Origin of the sequence: Pseudomonas sichuanensis (assembly GCF_003231305.1) — a bacterium.
In the GTDB taxonomy this organism is placed as follows: domain Bacteria; phylum Pseudomonadota; class Gammaproteobacteria; order Pseudomonadales; family Pseudomonadaceae; genus Aquipseudomonas; species Aquipseudomonas sichuanensis.
This window is the reverse complement of the sequence record NZ_QKVM01000026.1, coordinates 63,420-81,259: the sequence shown is the minus strand read 5'-3', so window position 1 is coordinate 81,259 and position 17,840 is coordinate 63,420. Positions and strand designations below refer to the sequence as shown.

The 17,840-nt window shown below is 64.6% G+C and carries 17 protein-coding genes; 7 read left to right on the top strand and 10 right to left on the bottom strand.

The genetic code is table 11. From position 1 onward, the window contains the following. Window positions 1–93: 93 nt before the first annotated feature. Complete coding sequence (locus DM373_RS15430) at window positions 94–1,911, top strand: ABC transporter ATP-binding protein/permease (RefSeq protein WP_110994394.1); 1,818 nt, start codon at window positions 94–96, stop codon at window positions 1,909–1,911. Between the two features lie 189 nt (window positions 1,912–2,100). Here the strand turns inward: DM373_RS15430 and DM373_RS15425 are convergent, their stop codons facing one another. The 4 genes from DM373_RS15425 to DM373_RS15410 form a co-directional block, all read right to left on the bottom strand. Next, window positions 2,101–3,273, bottom strand: coding sequence for an MFS transporter (locus tag DM373_RS15425; RefSeq protein ID WP_110994398.1), 1,173 nt, complete (start codon window positions 3,271–3,273; stop codon window positions 2,101–2,103). A gap of 78 nt (window positions 3,274–3,351) precedes the next feature. After that, window positions 3,352–5,292, bottom strand: coding sequence for a methyl-accepting chemotaxis protein (locus DM373_RS15420; RefSeq protein ID WP_110994393.1), 1,941 nt, complete (start codon window positions 5,290–5,292; stop codon window positions 3,352–3,354). A 163-nt stretch (window positions 5,293–5,455) separates the two neighbouring features. After that, the gene (locus DM373_RS15415) at window positions 5,456–5,902 is read right to left on the bottom strand and encodes a PIN domain-containing protein (RefSeq protein WP_110994392.1); all 447 of its coding nucleotides are present in this window, start codon (window positions 5,900–5,902) and stop codon (window positions 5,456–5,458) included. Between the two features lie 3 nt (window positions 5,903–5,905). Continuing rightward, window positions 5,906–6,190, bottom strand: a complete 285-nt coding sequence (locus DM373_RS15410; protein WP_110994391.1) for a hypothetical protein — start codon at window positions 6,188–6,190, stop codon at window positions 5,906–5,908. A gap of 598 nt (window positions 6,191–6,788) precedes the next feature. On the opposite strand from DM373_RS15410, the gene DM373_RS15405 reads away from it, so the two are divergent. Next, window positions 6,789–7,082: a hypothetical protein gene (locus DM373_RS15405; RefSeq protein ID WP_110994390.1), complete on the top strand. Its 294-nt coding sequence runs from the start codon at window positions 6,789–6,791 to the stop codon at window positions 7,080–7,082. A 52-nt stretch (window positions 7,083–7,134) separates the two neighbouring features. Here DM373_RS15405 and DM373_RS15400 read toward each other — a convergent pair whose 3' ends face one another. Both DM373_RS15400 and DM373_RS15395 read right to left on the bottom strand, forming a co-directional pair. Further along, window positions 7,135–7,794: a hypothetical protein gene (locus tag DM373_RS15400; RefSeq protein WP_110994389.1), complete on the bottom strand. Its 660-nt coding sequence runs from the start codon at window positions 7,792–7,794 to the stop codon at window positions 7,135–7,137. A gap of 96 nt (window positions 7,795–7,890) precedes the next feature. Further along, window positions 7,891–8,481 carry a biliverdin-producing heme oxygenase gene (locus DM373_RS15395; protein ID WP_110994388.1) on the bottom strand — a complete coding sequence of 197 codons (591 nt, stop codon included), beginning with the start codon at window positions 8,479–8,481 and terminating at the stop codon, window positions 7,891–7,893. A 202-nt stretch (window positions 8,482–8,683) separates the two neighbouring features. Here DM373_RS15395 and DM373_RS15390 point away from each other — a divergent pair, with 202 nt between their 5' ends. Further along, window positions 8,684–9,679 carry a DUF1176 domain-containing protein gene (locus DM373_RS15390; protein ID WP_157966841.1) on the top strand — a complete coding sequence of 332 codons (996 nt, stop codon included), beginning with the start codon at window positions 8,684–8,686 and terminating at the stop codon, window positions 9,677–9,679. Between the two features lie 12 nt (window positions 9,680–9,691). Here DM373_RS15390 and DM373_RS15385 read toward each other — a convergent pair whose 3' ends face one another. Continuing rightward, complete coding sequence (locus tag DM373_RS15385) at window positions 9,692–10,477, bottom strand: sulfite exporter TauE/SafE family protein (protein ID WP_110994386.1); 786 nt, start codon at window positions 10,475–10,477, stop codon at window positions 9,692–9,694. A 435-nt stretch (window positions 10,478–10,912) separates the two neighbouring features. Continuing rightward, on the bottom strand, window positions 10,913–11,515 hold the full coding sequence (locus tag DM373_RS15370; protein ID WP_110994385.1) for a helix-turn-helix domain-containing protein: 603 nt from the start codon (window positions 11,513–11,515) through the stop codon (window positions 10,913–10,915). 113 nt (window positions 11,516–11,628) lie between these two features. Here DM373_RS15370 and DM373_RS15365 point away from each other — a divergent pair, with 113 nt between their 5' ends. From DM373_RS15365 to DM373_RS15355, 3 genes are read left to right on the top strand one after another with little or no spacing between them, the layout of a single operon-like run. Continuing rightward, complete coding sequence (locus DM373_RS15365) at window positions 11,629–12,789, top strand: NAD(P)/FAD-dependent oxidoreductase (protein WP_110994384.1); 1,161 nt, start codon at window positions 11,629–11,631, stop codon at window positions 12,787–12,789. After that, window positions 12,779–13,150 (top strand): RidA family protein, encoded by a 372-nt coding sequence (locus DM373_RS15360; protein ID WP_110994383.1) that lies wholly within the window; start codon window positions 12,779–12,781, stop codon window positions 13,148–13,150. Before DM373_RS15365 ends, DM373_RS15360 begins: the two co-directional genes overlap by 11 nt. A 55-nt stretch (window positions 13,151–13,205) precedes the next feature. Next, a complete protein-coding gene (locus DM373_RS15355; protein ID WP_110994382.1) occupies window positions 13,206–14,270 on the top strand; it encodes a YkvI family membrane protein in 1,065 nt (354 codons plus the stop codon). Between the two features lie 70 nt (window positions 14,271–14,340). On the opposite strand, the gene mcpA is transcribed toward DM373_RS15355, so the two are convergent. Continuing rightward, complete coding sequence (mcpA, locus tag DM373_RS15350) at window positions 14,341–16,227, bottom strand: methyl-accepting chemotaxis protein McpA (protein ID WP_110994381.1); 1,887 nt, start codon at window positions 16,225–16,227, stop codon at window positions 14,341–14,343. 150 nt (window positions 16,228–16,377) lie between these two features. Continuing rightward, entirely contained in the window at window positions 16,378–17,256 is an 879-nt protein-coding gene (locus tag DM373_RS15345; protein WP_110994380.1) for a LysR family transcriptional regulator, read from the bottom strand. A 102-nt stretch (window positions 17,257–17,358) separates the two neighbouring features. Between DM373_RS15345 and DM373_RS15340 the strand changes: the two genes are divergently transcribed. Continuing rightward, window positions 17,359–17,793, top strand: a complete 435-nt coding sequence (locus DM373_RS15340; protein WP_110994379.1) for a PACE efflux transporter — start codon at window positions 17,359–17,361, stop codon at window positions 17,791–17,793. Window positions 17,794–17,840: the final 47 nt, after the last annotated feature.

Genomic DNA, 17,840 nt, shown 5'->3' with positions numbered 1-17,840 from the left:
CGTGACAGGCAAAAAATGAAATGTCCGTCATATACGTGAGGCTATTCGCAAGCGAATGCTACGCTCGCGAAAACACTGTCACGGAAACCCACCATGGACATGAACTGGCATCAGGCCCTGCAAGAGAGCCTGAGCTGGCTGGCAATCGCCACCGGCATCACCCTCGTCTGCGTCATCGCCGCCGCCACGCTGGCCGTGCGCGGCACTCGATGGGGCCGCCAGTTCTGGCAGCTTGCCGGGCCCTACTTCAGCATTCAACGCAGCTGGCGGCCGCTGCTGGCATTTGCCCTGCTGCTGGTGCTGACCCTGTTCTCGGTACGCCTGAATGTGCTGTTCTCGTTCTGGTACAACGGCTTCTACAGCGCGCTGCAGGCCCTGGACCAGACGGCGTTCTGGTACATGCTGGGGGTGTTCGCGGTGCTTGCCGCCATCCATGTGCTGCGTTCGCTGTTTGCCTTCTACGTCACCCAGGCGTTCAACATCCATTGGCGGGTCTGGCTGACCGAGCGCCTGAGCGCCGACTGGATGCACGGCGATGCCTATTACCGTGGGCAGTTCCTCGCCGAACCGGTAGACAACCCCGACCAGCGTATCGAGCTGGATGTGAACGCCTTCGTCACCGGTTCCGTGTCGTTGGCGCTGGGCGCGGTCAGCGCAGTGGTCTCGCTGGTGGCCTTCACCGGCATTCTCTGGGGGCTGTCAGCGCCGCTGGCGGTGGCGGGGATCGAAGTGCCACGGGCGATGGTGTTCGCCGTGTACGTGTATGTGCTGATCGCCACCTGGATCGCCTTCCGCCTCGGGCAGCCGCTGATCCGCCTGAACTTCCTCAACGAAAAGCTCACCGCCAACTTCCGTTACGCGCTGATGCGCCTGCGTGAAAACGCCGAGAACATCGCCTTCTACCAGGGCGCGCAGGTTGAGCGCGGCACGCTGCTCGGCCGCTTCTTCGCCTTGATCGGCAACGCTTGGGCGCTGGTGTTCCGGAACCTGAAATTCAGCGGTTTCAACCTGGGCATCAGCCAGGTCGCGGTGGTCTTCCCGTTCATCCTCCAGGCGCCGCGCTTCTTCAGCGGTGCGATCAAGCTGGGCGACGTGATGCAGACTGCCCAGGCCTTCGGTCAGGTGCAGGATTCGCTGTCGTTCTTCCGCGAGTCCTACGACACCTTCGCCAGCTACCGCGCCACCCTCGACCGTCTGACCGGCTTCCTCGATGCCAACCAGCTGGCCAGTGCCTTGCCCAAGGTCGACACCGACGGCTTGCCCAAAGCATTGGCCATCACCGGGCTGCAGGTGCTGCGTCCGGACGGCCATGCCCTGATCGCCAACCTCGACCTGCACCTGCAGGCCGGCCAGGCACTGCTGATCAAGGGGCCTTCGGGCAGTGGCAAGACCACCTTGCTGCGCGCCCTGGCCGGGCTGTGGCCCTATGCCGAAGGCGAGGTCAGGCGGCCACTGGGGCATCAGGCGCTGTTTCTTTCCCAGCGCCCGTACCTGCCCTTGGGCGATCTGCGCACGGCCATCGCTTATCCGGCAGACGGCAGGCCCGAGGACGATGCGCGTATGCAGCAGGCGCTGCGCCAGGTCAACCTGGCCCACCTGGCCGAACGCCTCGACGTGCAATGCGACTGGTCACGGATTCTTTCGGTGGGCGAGCAGCAACGCCTGGCGTTCGCCCGGGTGCTGTTCAACCAGCCCCAGGTGGTGTTCCTCGACGAGTCGACCTCGGCGATGGACGAGGGGCTGGAGCATGGGTTGTATGCGTTGCTGCGCAGCGAGATGCCAGAGACGTTGCTGGTCAGCGTCGGGCATCGCAGTACCCTGGCGGCGTTCCATACCCACCGGCTGGAAGTGGACGGGCAGGGTGGCTGGTCGTTGTTCGAGCAGCAGCCGGCGGTCGAGGAGCCGGCCTAGATCCGCGGCCCTCAACGCCTATGGGCTGCACGACCACTGTAGGAGCGGCCTTATGTCGCGAGAGGGGCGCGAAGCGGCCCCAGTTTTTCAGCAAAGCAACAAAAATCGCCAGGGCTGCTCTGCAGCCCCTTCGCGACACAAGGCCGCTCCTACAGCAGACGTGCAAGTTCATTATGTGGAGCGGTTCTTTCAGGGCTGGACCTGGCATTTCCACACACCCGCCAAGGTGGCCAACGCAAAAGCCCCACCCACCAGAAACGTCGCCTGATACCCCAGCCAGTCCCACAATCCTCCGGCCAGCACACTGGCCATCAGCAGCGCCACCCCGGTCAGCAGGTTGAACAGCCCGAACGCCGTGCCGCGCAGGTCGGCTGGCGCGCTGTCGGCGATCAATGCGCTGAACACCCCTTGGCTGAAGCCCATGTGCAGCCCCCACAGACTCACGCCCAAGGCCAATCCGAGCCAGTTCGGCAGCAATGCCAGCGAGAGGTCGGCCAACACCAGCAAGCCCAGCCCGACCATCAGCACGCCGCGTCGTCCGAACCGATCCGACAGCACCCCGGCGGGGTAGGCCGACAGTGAGAACGCCAGCGCCATGGCCACCAGCACCGCTGGCGCCCACAATGCCGGCAGCCCCAGCGCCTGGCCGCGTAGCAGCAGGAAAGCTTCGCTGAAGCGTGCCAGGGCAAAGCAGGTGGCAAGCAGGATGAGCCGCCAGTAGCCGCGCCCCAGGCGTGCCAGTTCGGGCAATGCCAAAGGCGAGCGCGTGGGCCTGGGCGCGGCAGGGCCTTCAGGCTCGTGGACGAAGGCCAGCAGGACGCAGACGGCCAGCACGGCCGGTATCACGGCAACCCAGAACACTGTCTGGAAATGGCTCGCCGTCAGCCACATCAACAGGATGGCCAGCAGCGGCCCGATGAACGCGCCGACCGTATCCAGTGCCTGGCGCAGGCCGAATGCCGCCCCGCGCAACGCGGGTGGGGTAATGTCGGCAATCAATGCATCACGCGGGGCGCCACGTATGCCTTTGCCGATGCGGTCGACGAAGCGGGCTGCAGTCAACCACTCAAGCCCCGAAGCCAGGGGGAACACGGGCTTGGTCATGGCCGCCAGGCCATAGCCGAGCACGGTGAGCAGCTTGCGTTTGCCCAAGCGGTCGCTGAGGGCGCCGGAGAATACCTTGGTGATCGATGCCGTGGCTTCGGCGATGCCTTCGATCACCCCGACCGCCAGCACCGACGTACCCAGTACGCCAACCATGTACAGCGGCAGCAGGGCGTGGATCATCTCCGAAGAGATGTCCATGAACAGCGAGACGAAGCCCAAGGCCCAGACGCTGCGGGGGAGGGGTAGGTGGGGCATGGTGATCTCGCGCAGGGCTTCGAGATCACTGTAGACAATGCCGGCCCTTTCACAGGGCAGGCCTGCCCCCACGACGCCTTACGACTTGAACCGCCCCACCAGACCGTTCAGCTCATCCGACAGCAGCGCCAGTCGCCCGGAGTCCGACTGCGCCGAGCTGGCCAGCCCTTCCACCAGCCGTGCTTCGTCGTAGATCTGCTGGATGTGCCGGTTGATCTCTTCGGCCACGCTGTGCTGTTCCTCGGCGGCGGCGGAAATCTGCAGGTTCTGGTCGCGGATTTCGTTCACCGACAACTGGATGCCTTCGAAGCTGTCCCGTGCATGCTCGATCGACGACACGCTGGCGCGCGACAGATCCAGGCAGCTTTCCATCTTCTGCGAGACCTCCTGGGTCTTGTCGCCGAGGGTATTGAGCAACTGATCGATTTCGCCGGTGGAGTCGGCGGTGCGCTTGGCCAGTGCCCGCACTTCATCGGCGACCACGGCGAAACCGCGGCCCTGGTCACCGGCCCGTGCTGCTTCGATGGCGGCGTTCAGGGCCAGCAGGTTGGTCTGCTCGGCGATGGCGCGGATGGTGCCGAGGATCTGGTTGATGCTGCGGCTGCCGGCCTCCAGTTCGACCATGGCCTGGGACGATTCGCTCAGGCGGCGGCCCAGGCGGTTGACGTTGTCGGTGGTCTGCTCGATCTGCTGCTTGCCTTCGGCCACTCGCCGATGGCCCTGTTCGGCGGCATCGGCGGCGCTGCTGCATGAGCGCGCCACTTCGTTGGCGGTGGCGACCATCTCGTTGAACGCAGTGGACACCAGCTCCACTGCCTCGCGCTGGCGCCCGGCGGCTTCGTTCATGTCGTCGGCCATGGTGCTGTTGGCTTTCGAGGCCTGCTGCAGGTTGTTCGAGGCGGCGCCGATGCGCTGGATCAGCTGGCGGATGGCGGCCAGGAACTTGTTGAACCAACCGGCCAGCTCGGCGGTTTCGTCCTTGCCCTGGATCTGCAAGTCGCGGCGCAGGTCGCCTTCGCCTTCGGCGATCGACTGCAAACCCAGGCTGACCTGGCCGATGGGCTTGACGATCACCCGCGAGAAGGCCGCCGCCACCAGGGCGAACACCAGCGCCAGCAGCACCACGATGACGGCAGTGACGTAGGTCATGCGCGTGGCCGCGGCCATGACTTCGTCGTATTCGATCAACCCGATGAAGCGCCAACCAAGGCCCGGGGAGGTCCATACGTTGGCCATGTAGCGCACGCCATCGATCACCACTTCGGTGGAGCCTTGTGCGGTGGCGGCCAGCTGTGCGTAGGGTGCGCCGAGGTCCTTGAGCTGTTTGAAGCTGTGCGTGGCATCGCGCGGGTCGACCAGTACCGTGCCGTCCTCGATCAGCATCACGTAGCCGCTGTCGCCGAGCCTGATGCTCTTGACCAGCTCGGTGAGGTTTTTCAGTGAGACGCTGACCACGAATACGCCCTTGGCCTTGCCGCTATCGTCGAGCAGCGCCCGGGCGGTGCCGACCAGGGCCACATCGTCCTTGTCGTAGTAGTAGGCGGCGGTGCGCACGGTCTTGTCCGGGCTGGCCATGGCGGCCTTGTACCAGGGGCGGGTGCGTGGGTCGTACTTGGCCAGTTGCGGGTCGTCCGGCCACTTGGCGTAGCTGCCGTCTTCCAGGCCGATGGACAGGATCGCCGCCGCTGGGTGGGTGGTGCCGTAGCGGGCGAAGGCGTCGATGACCTGCTGCGCGGCCGGCGGCATGGGCTGGCTGGCCGCATCGGCAGCGGTGTAGTTCTTGAGCGAGGCGACCGAGGTGTATACAGGATCCTTGGCCATTTGGTCGACATTCTGCAGGGTGCCGTCGAAGAACTGCCGCATGTTGCCGTCGATCTGGCGGATTTCCCGGGTACTGCCATCGAGGAACTGCTCCACCGCTTCACTGCGGATGTTCAGCACCGAAATGCCGCCGACCAGCGCCACCGGGATGAAAGCCACCAGTACGAAGGCCAGGACCAGTTTGTTCTTTATCTTCATGCGTGACGCCCATCCGTGAGAGTGAAGGTGCACATGGCCGTTGTATCTGGCTGGTGGCCACTTGCTATCTTTGCCGTTCAGGTGGGTCGGAATATAAACCTTTGACGAAATATTCGTGTACAAAAAATCAAGTAATTGTTTTGATTTTTGAGTCAGGCGGGGGTCAGGCGAGGGTGTAGGGGATGATGTTGGCGGGTTGGCTGGCGAACAGCGGGCCGAGCATCCTGTGATCATCGGTCAGGATGAAATAGTCGGACGCCAGTTGGATGAGTGAGTTGTCGGTGATACCGAAGCGCAGGAAGTGCTCGCCACAGCTGTCGGTATGAATGTCCGACTCGACCTGGGGGAACATCGCGAACAGCTGGCCGGCGACGGCGAGGGCCGAATGGTGGGCGGGGCCGGTGAGGTCGATCAGGTTGGAGATTTCGGTGGCGATGTAGGGGGTGATGTGCACTTCGTCGTGCTCGGCGATGATCGCCAGGACCTTCTGGTAGTCCGCGTCAGCGAACTTCTTCAGGCGTTTTGACACCCGGATGAACCTGCCACCTTCCAGGCTGCCGATTACCAGCAGCAGGAGCAGGTTGGTGTCGATGATCAGCTTCCTGGCCATTCATCACTCCTTGTTCCTGAAACCTTTGAACTTGCCAGTGGCCGCATCGATGAGAAACACCTTGTGCTCGCGGCGGGTGCCCATGATCTTCGCCAGCTGGCGCAAGGGTGAAGTGCTGTCGGCGTCGGCGTTGAGCGGGGGCGGGTCGAGCTGGTAGCTGTAGGTGATGTGGTAAGTGCTCTCGTCGGGAGAGAGCAATGCTTCCTCGAGTTGCACATGCGTGGCGCTGGCGACCAGCTTGTGCAGGTTTTCGGCGGCAATGCCGATGGCGTGATCGAACTCAATCATGATGGTTGCTCTGGTTGGATGCCTCGGGGCCAAAAGAGGGAGGCAGGCGGGCTGTAGAGATGGATTCTGGCACATGGGAGCACGCAGCGCTGTGAGGGGAGGAGACTGCACGCTAGGGCGATATCCAGGCAGGAGCAAGCAGCAAGCTGTAAGTGCATGTTCCATCGAATGAAATCGCGATGATTACGCAAGCGACTGGTTTTACGGAGAATTCTTAGGACTTTCCTTATTTGACGTAGGGCATTTCCCAAGCATGATTTTGCGGCCTTTCGGCGCTTGTTCTCGTCAGCCGAGCTCCTTAGTCTCGCCGGGTCGTTGTCACTTCAACGACCGGGTGTGCAAGCCCGAGGATACAGCGCGAAAGCGCCTTGGAACTTTGACGGAGAACCGCCGTTGAGGTGCCCCTATGGCGGCTATGCGTGGGGGGCCTTCTGGCCCGCCGGGTTCCTGTATCCTCGGTCTTGCACACCTGCGTATAGCTGCCACCCATTCGAGTGCAGGCGAATGTGGGCAGTTTTCCCATGACGGTACAGGAGTGCTGAACCATGCTGAAAATCGTGCCCGATCCACCCCGCACCTGGCTCCGGGAGGTTCACCGATGAACCACGCCCCAGCCGGAACCTCCCGGCCCATTCGCCCAACCACGGCCCACGCCCACTTCGGCACCTGCCACGAAGCCCATCCCCCGATGTTCTCGGTTCACGCCGGCATCGATGGCGAGGACGCGCTGGTCTGCGCCGTGGCGGCCTTGCAGGCGGCCTATGAAACCAACGCCCTGGCGCTGGAAAAAGCCGACGAACCGTTGCGCAGCCTGCTGGTGGCAACGGAGAACTCATTGGAAAAAGGATTGGCGCTGTCTTCGGCCGTGCTGGAGGGGATAGAACGCGGCTGATGCTGTGTCGGGAAGGCCGCGCGTGCGGCCTTCGCGAAAGTGCGCTGGCGCCTCAGACCGAGCTGCGTGAGGCACCCGTGGCCGGCAACGGTTGGGGCATCGGCTCGGTCACGGCCTGTGTGACCACTTGCGGCGCTGCCTGCTCAGGCAGCTGTGGCCCGCTGGCCTGTTGGGCATAGTGGCGGATCAGCTTCCAGGTAATCAGCGCACCGCCGGTCACGGCAATCAGCACGATCATCACCACCAGCGCGGCCTTGCGGTCATCCTTGCCCTGGAACAGCTTGCTGACCCGTTCGAACGCCGCAGGCATCGCATGGGTGGCGCGCTCCAGGCGCTGGGCGGTGGCATAGACGTTCCATGCGGCAACGGCGATGTCGCTGAAGTTGCGCTGGCGCCAGGCGTTTTCTAGCGAGTGCACGCTGATGACCACGGCGCTGCCGATGGCCGGGATGATGATCAGCAGGTACCACAGGCTCTCGACGGCATCGAGGTATTCCTGGGGCAGTTGGCCGGTGGAATAGAAGTACAGGGTCACCAGCAACAGCAGCACCGAGCTGAAGCCGAGGGTGGCCTCGATGGCTCCGGCCCAGGCGAGCATGCGCATGGTACCGCCGACGTAGCGGGCCTCATCCCAGATCAGGCCGACGGTGCGGCAGTTCCACCAACTGATGGCAAGGTTGAGCACAGAGACAAGGATGAGCATGAGCAGCATTGCCAGGAGACTCCTTTCAGTCGGCATTGAAGGCAAGTGGCCATGATCGGGCATGACCATCGGCAATGCAATTGTAAGTGGCTGTTTGCGGATGCCTCAGTTCGACGGGCGGAGCAATACCTGTCGCGCCTCGAGCCATTGCTCGAAACGCTTGAACGTGGCAACCGCGGCGTGTACCGAACAGGTCAGGGCGGCTGGTGGCAGCGAGGCCTCTGCCAGGCGGGCGAGGAAGCTGCGCCAGTGCGTTCCGGTCAACGGCCCATACACGTCGAAAAAGGCCGCGCCGCTGTCGGCACCGACGCCCAGGCGCTCGGCCATGGCACGCTTGAGCACCTGCCCGCCGAGGGTCGATCCTTCAAGCACGTACATCACCCCCAAGGCACTGGCCTCGCTGTCGATCAGCGGCAGGGCGCCACACTGCGGCAGGGCATCGACCTGGGCTGCGTCGAGGCCCAGCGCTGACAGGTCACGGGCAAGAGCCGGGGCCTTGTTGCGCTCGACGCCCTGGTAGCCGGCGAGTGCAGCTTCCAGCGGGGCGTGGAAGCCGTAGTAGGCCTCGATCAGGCGCCGATAGGCCGGCAAGTCGAAGCCGTCGCTGAAAAACGGAAGACGCTGTTCAAGCCCCTTGTGGCAGGCTCGAGTGCCCTCGCGCAGGGCGTGCAGCAAAGGGCTTGCAGGATCGGACATGGCGGCGCTCTGGCAATCGGCAGCGCACGATAGTGCCAGCCCGTCCACGGGAAAACCACTATTGGATCCACGTTCAGGGCACTTGAACTGTGCGCTGCATCTGCAATCATGGCGCGCCCCCGGAGCGGGGCTCTCAACGGCATGACAGGAAGGCGGCATGATGCGCGCGACAACACGGAACGGATGGGCCCTGGGCCTTTTCATGGCAACCCCTGGCCTTGCGGCCGCAGCCCCCGAAGCGGTACCGCTGTACCGCGAAATCAAGGACTGGGTGGTGGGCTGCGACAATACCCGCTACTGCACGGCGGTGCTGGCCGATCATTCGGAGCAGTCGCGCATTTTCATTCGCGTGCAGCGCGAAGCAGGGGCCACGGGGGCTTTGCACCTGACGCTGTTGGGCAGTACCGACTGGTCTGGCGAACCTCTGCTCGACGGCCAGCCATTGATGGCCGCCTGGCGCATCACCCGCCACGCCGAAACCCAGTTGGAGGTGGACGACGCCGATGCCTATGCCGTCCTGCGCCAGATGCGCAATGGGCAAAAGCTGGTGGACGACACCCCTCATCAGGAGCGTGAGAGCTCGTTGCAGGGTCTGAGTGCGGCCTTGCTGCTGATTGACTCAGTGCAGGGGCGGGTCGGTCACCCCAGTGCCCTGGTTCGCCCGGGCGATACGGTCGAAGATGCGCAGTTGCCCACACTGCCAGTGCCGAAGGCACCCGCCTTCGTTGAGCGACCGACAGTGAGCGAAGAAGAGCGGGCTGGCATCACCCAGGTGGTGATGGCCAGGGCCGCTGCCCAGGACCAGCTGAAGAACGAATACGATGTGCCGCCTGAGCTTGAGGTGCATCCGCTGAACGACCGCCAGGCGCTGGCGCTGCTGAGCTACAACTGCAACGACTTCAACTGCCAGTACGCGCTGTACCAGGTTGCCCGATCAGCGCCCCACGCACTGGCGCCGCTGGCCTTCGAGGTGCCGGCCAGCCCGGTCAACAGCCTGACCCGCGACCACATCAGCTTCAGCCAGAGGACGGGTGAGTTGTACAGCTACGCCAAGAACGATTACCCCGGCAGCTGCGGCACGGAAGAGTTCTGGCGTTTCGACGGCCAGCGCATGCGCCTGACCCGGCTTCTGCGGATGGAGCGCTGCGTGGGGTTGGGGCCGGACTACTGGCCGGTGTTGTGGCGCACCCAGGGGTAGTCCGCTCTTGGCTCAGAACGCCAGTTTGTAACCAATGAGCAGCAGCATGGCCGCCAGGCACGGGCGCAGTACGCGGTCCGAGATGCGCCCGGTGAGGTGGCTGCCCAGGTAGATGCCCGGCAGCGAGCCCAGCAGCAGGTAGCCCAGCAGCGACCAGTCCATGTTGCCCATGCCGGCATGGCCCAGGCCGGCGACCAGGGTCAGCGGCACGGCGTGGGCGATTTCGGTGCCTACCAGACGGCGGGTGACCAGGAACGGGTACAGCAGGAACAGGGCCACGGTGCCCAGCGCGCCGGCGCCGATCGAGGTGAGGGTGACCATCACGCCCAGGATCACGCCGGTCACCACGGTGAGGATGTTCAGGGTGCGGTCGCTGAGGTGGTAGTGGTCACCGGCATGCTTGCTGGCAAAGGCCTGCAGGCGCGACTTGAACAGGATCGCCAGGGCGGTGAGGATCAGCACCACGGCCAGGCCTTGCTTGATCACGGCATTGAGCGCCGAGGTGTCGGTGTGCAGGGTGCTGAGGAACCACAGGGTAAGCGCTGCGGCAGGCACGCTGCCCAGGCTCAGCCAGCCGGTGATCTTCCAGTCGATGTTCTTGTTGCGCCCGTGCACCCAGACGCCGCTGGCCTTGGTGATGGCGGCATACAGCAGGTCGGTACCCACGGCCGTCGCCGGGCTGATGCCGAACCACAGCAGGATCGGGGTCATCAACGAGCCGCCGCCCACGCCGGTCATGCCGACGATGAAGCCCACAACCAGTCCCGCAATGGTGAAACCGAAAGAACCTACATCCATACGCTACTCGACGCCCAGCTTGCCCGTGATCGGATGGAAGCCAGCATATAGATTTTTTTATAGCCAAATAGACTTGTTCGTTATTAGGTTATAACCGCGCTTGCGAGGCACCTGCCCCGTGCTGCCTGCACTGGTCTCATCGCTGGCGAGTCGCATCGACCTCAAGCCATGCGCGATCCCTGTGGGAGCGGGCTTGCCCGCGAACACCGGCGAAGCCGGTGCCATGCAACGCGTTGGCTGCTTCGCGGGTGAACCCGCTCCCACAGCCTGGCGATCCGTTATCACCATCCTCAAGCTCCTACAGCGACCTTGCGCCATGCGCGATCCCCGTGGGAGCGGGCTTGACCCGCGAACACCGGCGCAGCCGGTGCCATGCAACGCGTTGGCTTCTTCGCGGGTGAACCCGCTCCCACAGGATCTTCGCCTGAGTACCGGTCAACGATCCGTCATCACCACCATCACCTGCGCATCCCCGCCATCCTCGCTTTCCGACAGGTAGATATGCCCCACCTGGCTGTCGAAGTAGGCGGTTTGCTGCGGGCCGATGCTCACCGCCTCGCCGGTCTCGAACTCGATACGCACGCGCCCGCTCAGCACCATGGCGAACTCTTGCCCCGGGTGGCGGATAAAATCGTCGAACTGCCCGCGTTCTCGGGCAATGATGCGGGCATAGGCCGGGGTCATGCGCCGTTCCGGGAAGGCACCGGCAATCGGGTAGTAGTCGTAGGTGCCGGTGGAGTAACCGGCCACCTCGGCCAGTGAATCGACCACCACGGTGGCGGGCTGCGGTGCGCCCGCCGGGCCGCTGGCGCGAAACAGCTGGGCGATGTCGAGGTTAAGGGCGCGTGCGGCGGCGGCCAGTTTCTCGTAGCTCACCGACACCTGCGCCAACTCCATCTTCGACAGTGTCGACACTGGCACCCCGCTGAGTTCGGACAGCTGCTTGAGCGTCATCTGCCGTGCCTTGCGCACCTGGCGCAGGCGCGCGCCGACTTCGTCGCGGTCAAGCAGGGGGCGGGCAGTCGTGGCGTCAGGCATCAGGGCTCTCGAACAGGCGGTGGGCCGGGCATCTTACCTTGGACGCTTGCGCAATCCGAAATTCTCATATATTAGAATTCTCACAAATGATAATTAACGCGGCGGGAGCGTAGATGACCCAGATCCATGACACCCTGATCATCGGTGCCGGCATTGCCGGTGCCTCACTGGGCTACCGCCTGGCCGGGCAGCAGCGGGTACTGATGCTCGAACGCGAGGCGCAGCCGGGCTACCACGCCACCGGGCGTTCGGCGGCCATGTTCATGGAGGCCTACGGCACCCCGCAGATCCAGGCCCTGACCCGCGCCAGCCGGGCGTTCTACGAGCAGCCGCCGGCAGGCTTCTGTGAGCATGGATTGCTGGAACCGCGCGGCTGCCTTTACGTCGCCAGCCACCAACAGCGCGACCTGCTCGACGCCACCTACGCCCAGAACCTGGCCAACGGCACCGCCGTCAGCCTGCTCGATGCCGACGCGGCGGTGGCCCTGGTACCCAGCTTGCGTGGCGAACTGGTGGCCGGTGCGGTGCATGAAACCGGTGCCATGGACCTCGACGTGCACGCCCTGCACCAAGGTTTCCTGCGCGGGTTCCGTCAGGCTGGTGGTGAGTTGCGTTGCAACGCCGAACTGGTTCGGGCCCAGTATGTGAGCGGCCTCTGGCAGGTCGAACTGGACGATGGCAGCCAGTTGCAGGCACGGCAACTGGTCAACGCCGCCGGCGCCTGGGCCGACCGCGTGGCCGAGCGGTGCGGGGTAGATACCGTCGGCCTGCAGCCCTGCCGACGCAGCGCGTTCACCTTCCCAGGCCCGGCGCAGCACGATTTCGCCCGCTGGCCTGCAGTGATCGGTGTCGACGAAAGTTTCTATTTCAAGCCCGATGCCGGCCAACTGTTGGGGTCACCGGCCAACGCCGACCCGGTCGAGCCTCAGGACGCCGCGCCCGAAGAACTCGACCTGGCCTTGGGCATCTTCAACATCGAAGCCATCACCACCCTCGAGATCCGTCGGCCCAGCCACAGCTGGGCAGGCTTGCGCTCGTTCGTCGCCGACGGCGACCTGGTGATCGGCTTCGACCCGCAGCAGCCGGCGTTCTTCTGGCTGGCCGCCCAGGGAGGCTACGGTATCCAGTCGGCCGCCGGGGCCTCGCGGCTGGCGGCGGACCTGCTGCAAGGCCTGCCCTTGTGCTCAAGCCTCACCCAGCAAGGGGTCGAGCCTGCGCGCCTGTCCCCGGCACGTTTCAACTCAACCAGTAAAGGAGATTGCCATGAGCAATGACATTCAGCGTTTTCCCAGCAGCCTGCCGTTTCCGTTTTCCCGCGCGGTAAAAGCGGGTGGTTTCCTGTTCCTTTCCGGGCAGATCCCGATGAGCCCTGCCGGCGAGGTGGTGAAGGGCGATATCCAGGCCCAGACCCGCGCCGCCTGTGAGCGCATCCAGGAAAGCCTGGCGGCCTGCGGTGCACGGCTCGACCAGGTGGTGAAGGCCACCGTATGGCTGTCGGACATGGGCCATTTCGCCGGTTTCAACGAGGTGTACAAGGAGTTCTTCGGCGCGGCGCTGCCGGTGCGTTCCACCGTGGCTTCGGCGTTGGCGCTGGGGGTGGATGTGGAAATCGAGGTGCAGGCATACGTCGGGTAGGGCCACGCCGATTGGCGGCCTCACCAACACACAACAATAAAAACCAGAGGTGCACATGCAAGAGCAGCTGAAAATCGCTGGCGCTTTCGTCGGCGTGATCGTGGGGGCGGGTTTTGCGTCCGGGCGGGAACTGCTGTTGTTCTTCGTCGATTTCGGCATCTGGGGCATGCTCGGGGCATTGGTCAGCGCCGCCCTGTTCACCTTCCTCGGCATGGCCCTGGCAGGGTTGGGCAACCGCCTGCAGGCGACGTCGCACAAGCAGGTGATCCAGGCCATCTGCGGCCGACACCTGGGCCTGCTGGTCGACTGGATGATCACCTTTTTCATGTTCGGCGTCATGGTGGTCATGCTCGCGGGGGGCGGTGCGTTGCTGGAGCAGCAGTTCGGCGTGCCGGCCCTGGCTGGCAGCGTGCTGGTCACGGTGCTGGTGGTGGGCATTGTCTGCCTGGACGTGCAGAAGGTGATGGTCGCCATTGGCGCGATCACCCCCTTGCTGATCCTGGTGGCCTCGGCCATCGCGCTGTACGCAGTGTTTACCCGCGACCAGAGCTTCGCCGCCCTCGACCAGCTGGCCAGCCAGCAGCAAGCCGGCGCGAGCCATTGGCTGCTGGGGGCGTTCCTGTATGTGTCCTACAACATCGTTGCCGGTGCGCCTATCCTGGCGATCCTCGGTGGTTCGGCGAGCAGCCGCCGCAGCGCGGTGGTCGGCGGCCTGCTCGGCGGCGCAGCCCTGGGCGGGCTGATGCTGGTGATGAGTGCCGGCATGCTGTCGCGCCTGGACAGCGTCGCCGCACTGCCCATGCCGATGCTGTCGATCGCCAACGAGCTGTCACCGCTGCTGGGGCTGGTGATGTGCCTGATCATCTTCGGCATGATCGTCAACACGGCGGTGGGCACCCTGTTCTCGTTCCTTTCGCGGCTGCTGCCGGCGGGCACGGCGAAGTTCCGCGGTGGGGCGGTGGTGGCGGGTGTGGTGGGGTTCGTGTGCAGCCTGGTGGGCTTCATCAGCCTGGTGGGGCAGGTGTATCCGCTGTTCGGCTACCTGGGGTTGGTGCTGATGGCGGCGGTACTGGTGGGGTGGGTCAAGCGCGGCAAGAGCAGGGACGTGGCGGTGGCGTGAAGGGCCATCGCGGGGCAAGCCCGCTCCCACAAAAGCGTGGGAGCGGGCTTGCCCCGCGATGGGCATCACATCAGATGCGGAAGCTGCCCACCAGTTGCTTCAGGCGCCCGGCCTGCTGGCTCAGGGCGTCGCAGTGGCGCAGGGTTTCGTTGAGGTTCTCCACCCCTTGCTGGTTCAGGGCGTTGATCTGGGTGATGTCCAGGTTGAGGCTCTCGACCACGGCGGTCTGCTCTTCGGTGGCGGTGGCCACCGACTGGTTCATGCCGTCGATCTCGCCGATGCGCTGGGTCACGCTGGCCAGGCGCTCGCCGGCCTGGTTGGCCACCTGCACGGTCTCTTCGCTGGAGACCTGGCTGGTGTTCATGGTGTGCACCGCCTCGCGCGAGCCCACCTGCAGGCTGGTGATCATGCGGTGGATTTCTTCCGCCGATTCCTGGGTGCGGTGTGCCAGGTTGCGCACTTCGTCGGCGACCACGGCAAAGCCACGCCCGGCCTCGCCGGCACGGGCAGCCTCGATGGCGGCATTGAGCGCCAGCAGGTTGGTTTGCTGGGAGATGCCCTTGATCACGTCGAGGATCTTGCCGATCTCATCGGTGCTGGCATTGAGCGTTTCGATCTGCTCGCAGGATTCGCTGATGCGCAGCGACAGGGCGGTCATCGCGCTGATCGCTTCTTCCACCACCGCGCGGCCGCCGTGGGCCTGTTCGCTGGCGCCGCTGGCGTGTTGCGAGGCGTCCGCGGCATTGCGGGCGATCTCCTGGGTGGCGGCGCCCAGCTCGTTGATCGCTGCAGCGACGCTGTTGGTGCGCATGCTCTGCTCTTCGGAGCCGCTCAGCGAGGCGTTGGAGGCGCCCACCACTTTTTCCGACAGGTCATGCACCAGGCGGGTGGCCGAGGACACTTCGCTGATCGAGGCATGGATCCGCTCGACGAAGCGGTTGAAGGCGGTGGCCAGTTCGCCGAACTCGTCCTTGTTTTCCACGGCCAGACGGCGGGTCAGGTCGCCTTCGCCTTCGGCGATGTCCTGCATGGCACGGCCCATGGTGGTCAGCGGGCGCATCAGCACCGGGATCAGCAGGCCGAGCAGGCCGGCGATGGCGGCGACGGCGATGAGCATGGCGATGATCGCCGAGGTGCGGAACTGGCTCAGTGGGGCGTAGGCCTTGTCCTTGTCGATCGACAGGCCGATGTACCACTGCGCCGACGGCAAACCTTGCACCGGGGCGAAGGAGATGATGCGGTCCTTGCCGTCGAGGCTCACGTCCTGCATGCCGGGTTCGACGCGCAGGGGGCTGCCGGGGTAGATGTCCTTGAGGTTCTTCATCACCCGGTCTTTGTCCGGGCTGACGATGACCTGGCCATCGCGGTCGACCAGGAACGCATGGCCGATGCCGCCGAAGTCCACGGCGTTGATGATCTCGACCAGGGTGTTCAGGCTCAAGTCGCCGCCGACCACGCCCAGCAGCTCGCCGTTGGATTTTGCCTTGACCGGGATGGCGATGGTCACCACCAGGCCGCCGACCGATGCCTGGTAGGGCGGCGTCAGCAGGGTCTGGTTGGCACTGACCGCCTGGGTGTACCACGGGCGCTGGCGCGGGTCGTAGCCGTCGGGCATTTTCGCGTCAGGGCGCTGGGTGAACAGGCCGGTGTTCTGGCCGAAGTAGGTGAACTGGAAGTTGCTGGTGTACGACGGCTGGTCGACCAGCCCAGGTACGTTGCTGCCGGCGCCTTGCTGGGCGATGTCCTGGGCCAGGTTTTCCAGCACCAGGATGCGCCCGCTCATCCAGTTCTGCACGCTGCTGGCGGTCTGCAGACCGGCCTGGCGCACCGATGACTCGATGTTCTGGCGAATGGTATTGCGCTGCAGGTAGTCGTTGTAGAGGGTGAACAACGCGAATGCCAGGACGACGACGCCGCAGGCACTGAGCAGGATCTTGTGGCGGAATTTCAGGTTCATGTTTCGAGACCTTGATTCTGGGAAGGAAGGGCGCCGCATGCTTGTGGCACGAGGGGCGGGGCCTGTTCCCGAGGTATCGGCCGTTTGCGCAAAATGTTGAAAGACTAAATGTCGCAGGGGTTGGCTGCTATGCCCTCAAGTGGTCACAAATCATTTCGAGGCCAGCAGCGCCACCAGCGCCCTGGCCGCCTGGCCCATGGGTTGCTGCTTGAGCCAGAACGCGTGCACCGGCAGTTCCAGGGCGTTGCGGGTATTGCGAAAGTCCAGGCGTACCAGGCGCCCGGCCCTGACCAGTGGGGCGACCCGCGACAACGGCAGGTCGCCCCAGCCCAGGCCCGCCTCGACCATCTGCACGGCCAGGTCGAGGCTGTCGGTGCGCCAGTGCGAGGTGCCGATCAATGAGCGTGGGTCGGCCAGCGGCAGGTCGCGGCTGCGCACCAGGATCTGGCGCAGGTGCACCAGGTCTTCGAGGTCGCGAATGCGGCCCTCGAGATAGGCAGGGTGTTGCGGTGACAGGGTCGCCACCAGCGATTCCATGGCGATGTGCTGGAAGCTGCGCCGTGGGTCGACCTGCAGCCCGGCAAAGGCCAGGCACAGGCTGACCCTGGCGCTGTCGAGCAGTTGCAGGGCGTCTTCCTGCGGCGCGGCCAGCAGCTCGATATCGAGCAGTGGGTAGCGCTCGCCCAGGCGGGCGATGGCCGCGAGCAGCGGGCGCTGGTCGATGTCAGGGACCACCGCGATGGCCAGGCTGCTTTCCAACCCGCGCGACAACTCCAGGGCATGCACGCTCAGCAGCCCCAGTTGCTCGGCGATCAGCCGTGCATGGGGCTCCAGGGCCAGGGCCTGGGCGGTGGGGCGCGCCTCGCGCGAGCCACGCTCGAACAGGCTGTAGCCCAGCTCGGCTTCAAGGTTGCCGATGGCCATGCTCACCGCCGATGGGACGCGCCCAAGCGCACGGGCAGCGGCGGAAAACGAACCGTGATCGAGCACGGCGAGCAATAGCAGGATGGTGTCGCTGGAAAAATTCATGGCAGTCTCCTTTCAGTGAATCTGAAAGGTGCTGACTTTTTCTGTCAAGATAATTGAAGCATCCTTGCCCGCCTTCGACAAACCAGCGGTAAAGGTAACCCCGTGCAAGGACTCAAACGCAAACTGGTCTACGTGACCTTCTATGAATTGATCGGCCTGTGCATGTCGACCCTGGGCCTGGCCTACCTGTCCGACACCCAGGCTTCGCACACCGGCCCGCTGGCGGTGATGATCACCACCATCGCCATGGCCTGGAACCTGATCTACAACAGCCTGTTCGAGTGGTGGGAGAGCCGCCAGGCGACACGCGGGCGCAGCCTGGCCCGGCGGGTGGCGCATGCCATCGGTTTCCAGCTGACCCTGGTGGTATACCTGATTCCGCTGATCGCCTGGTGGCTGGACATGACCTTGCTGGAAGCGTTGGTGGTGGACCTGGCGTTCATCATCCTGGTGCCGTGCTACACCTTCGCCTACAACTGGGCGTTCGATCGGATCTTCGGCTTGCCGACTTCGGCCATGGCGCCAGCGTCGGCCTGAAGATCCGGCTTGCCCTCATCGCCGGCAAGCCGGCTCCTACAGGCTCA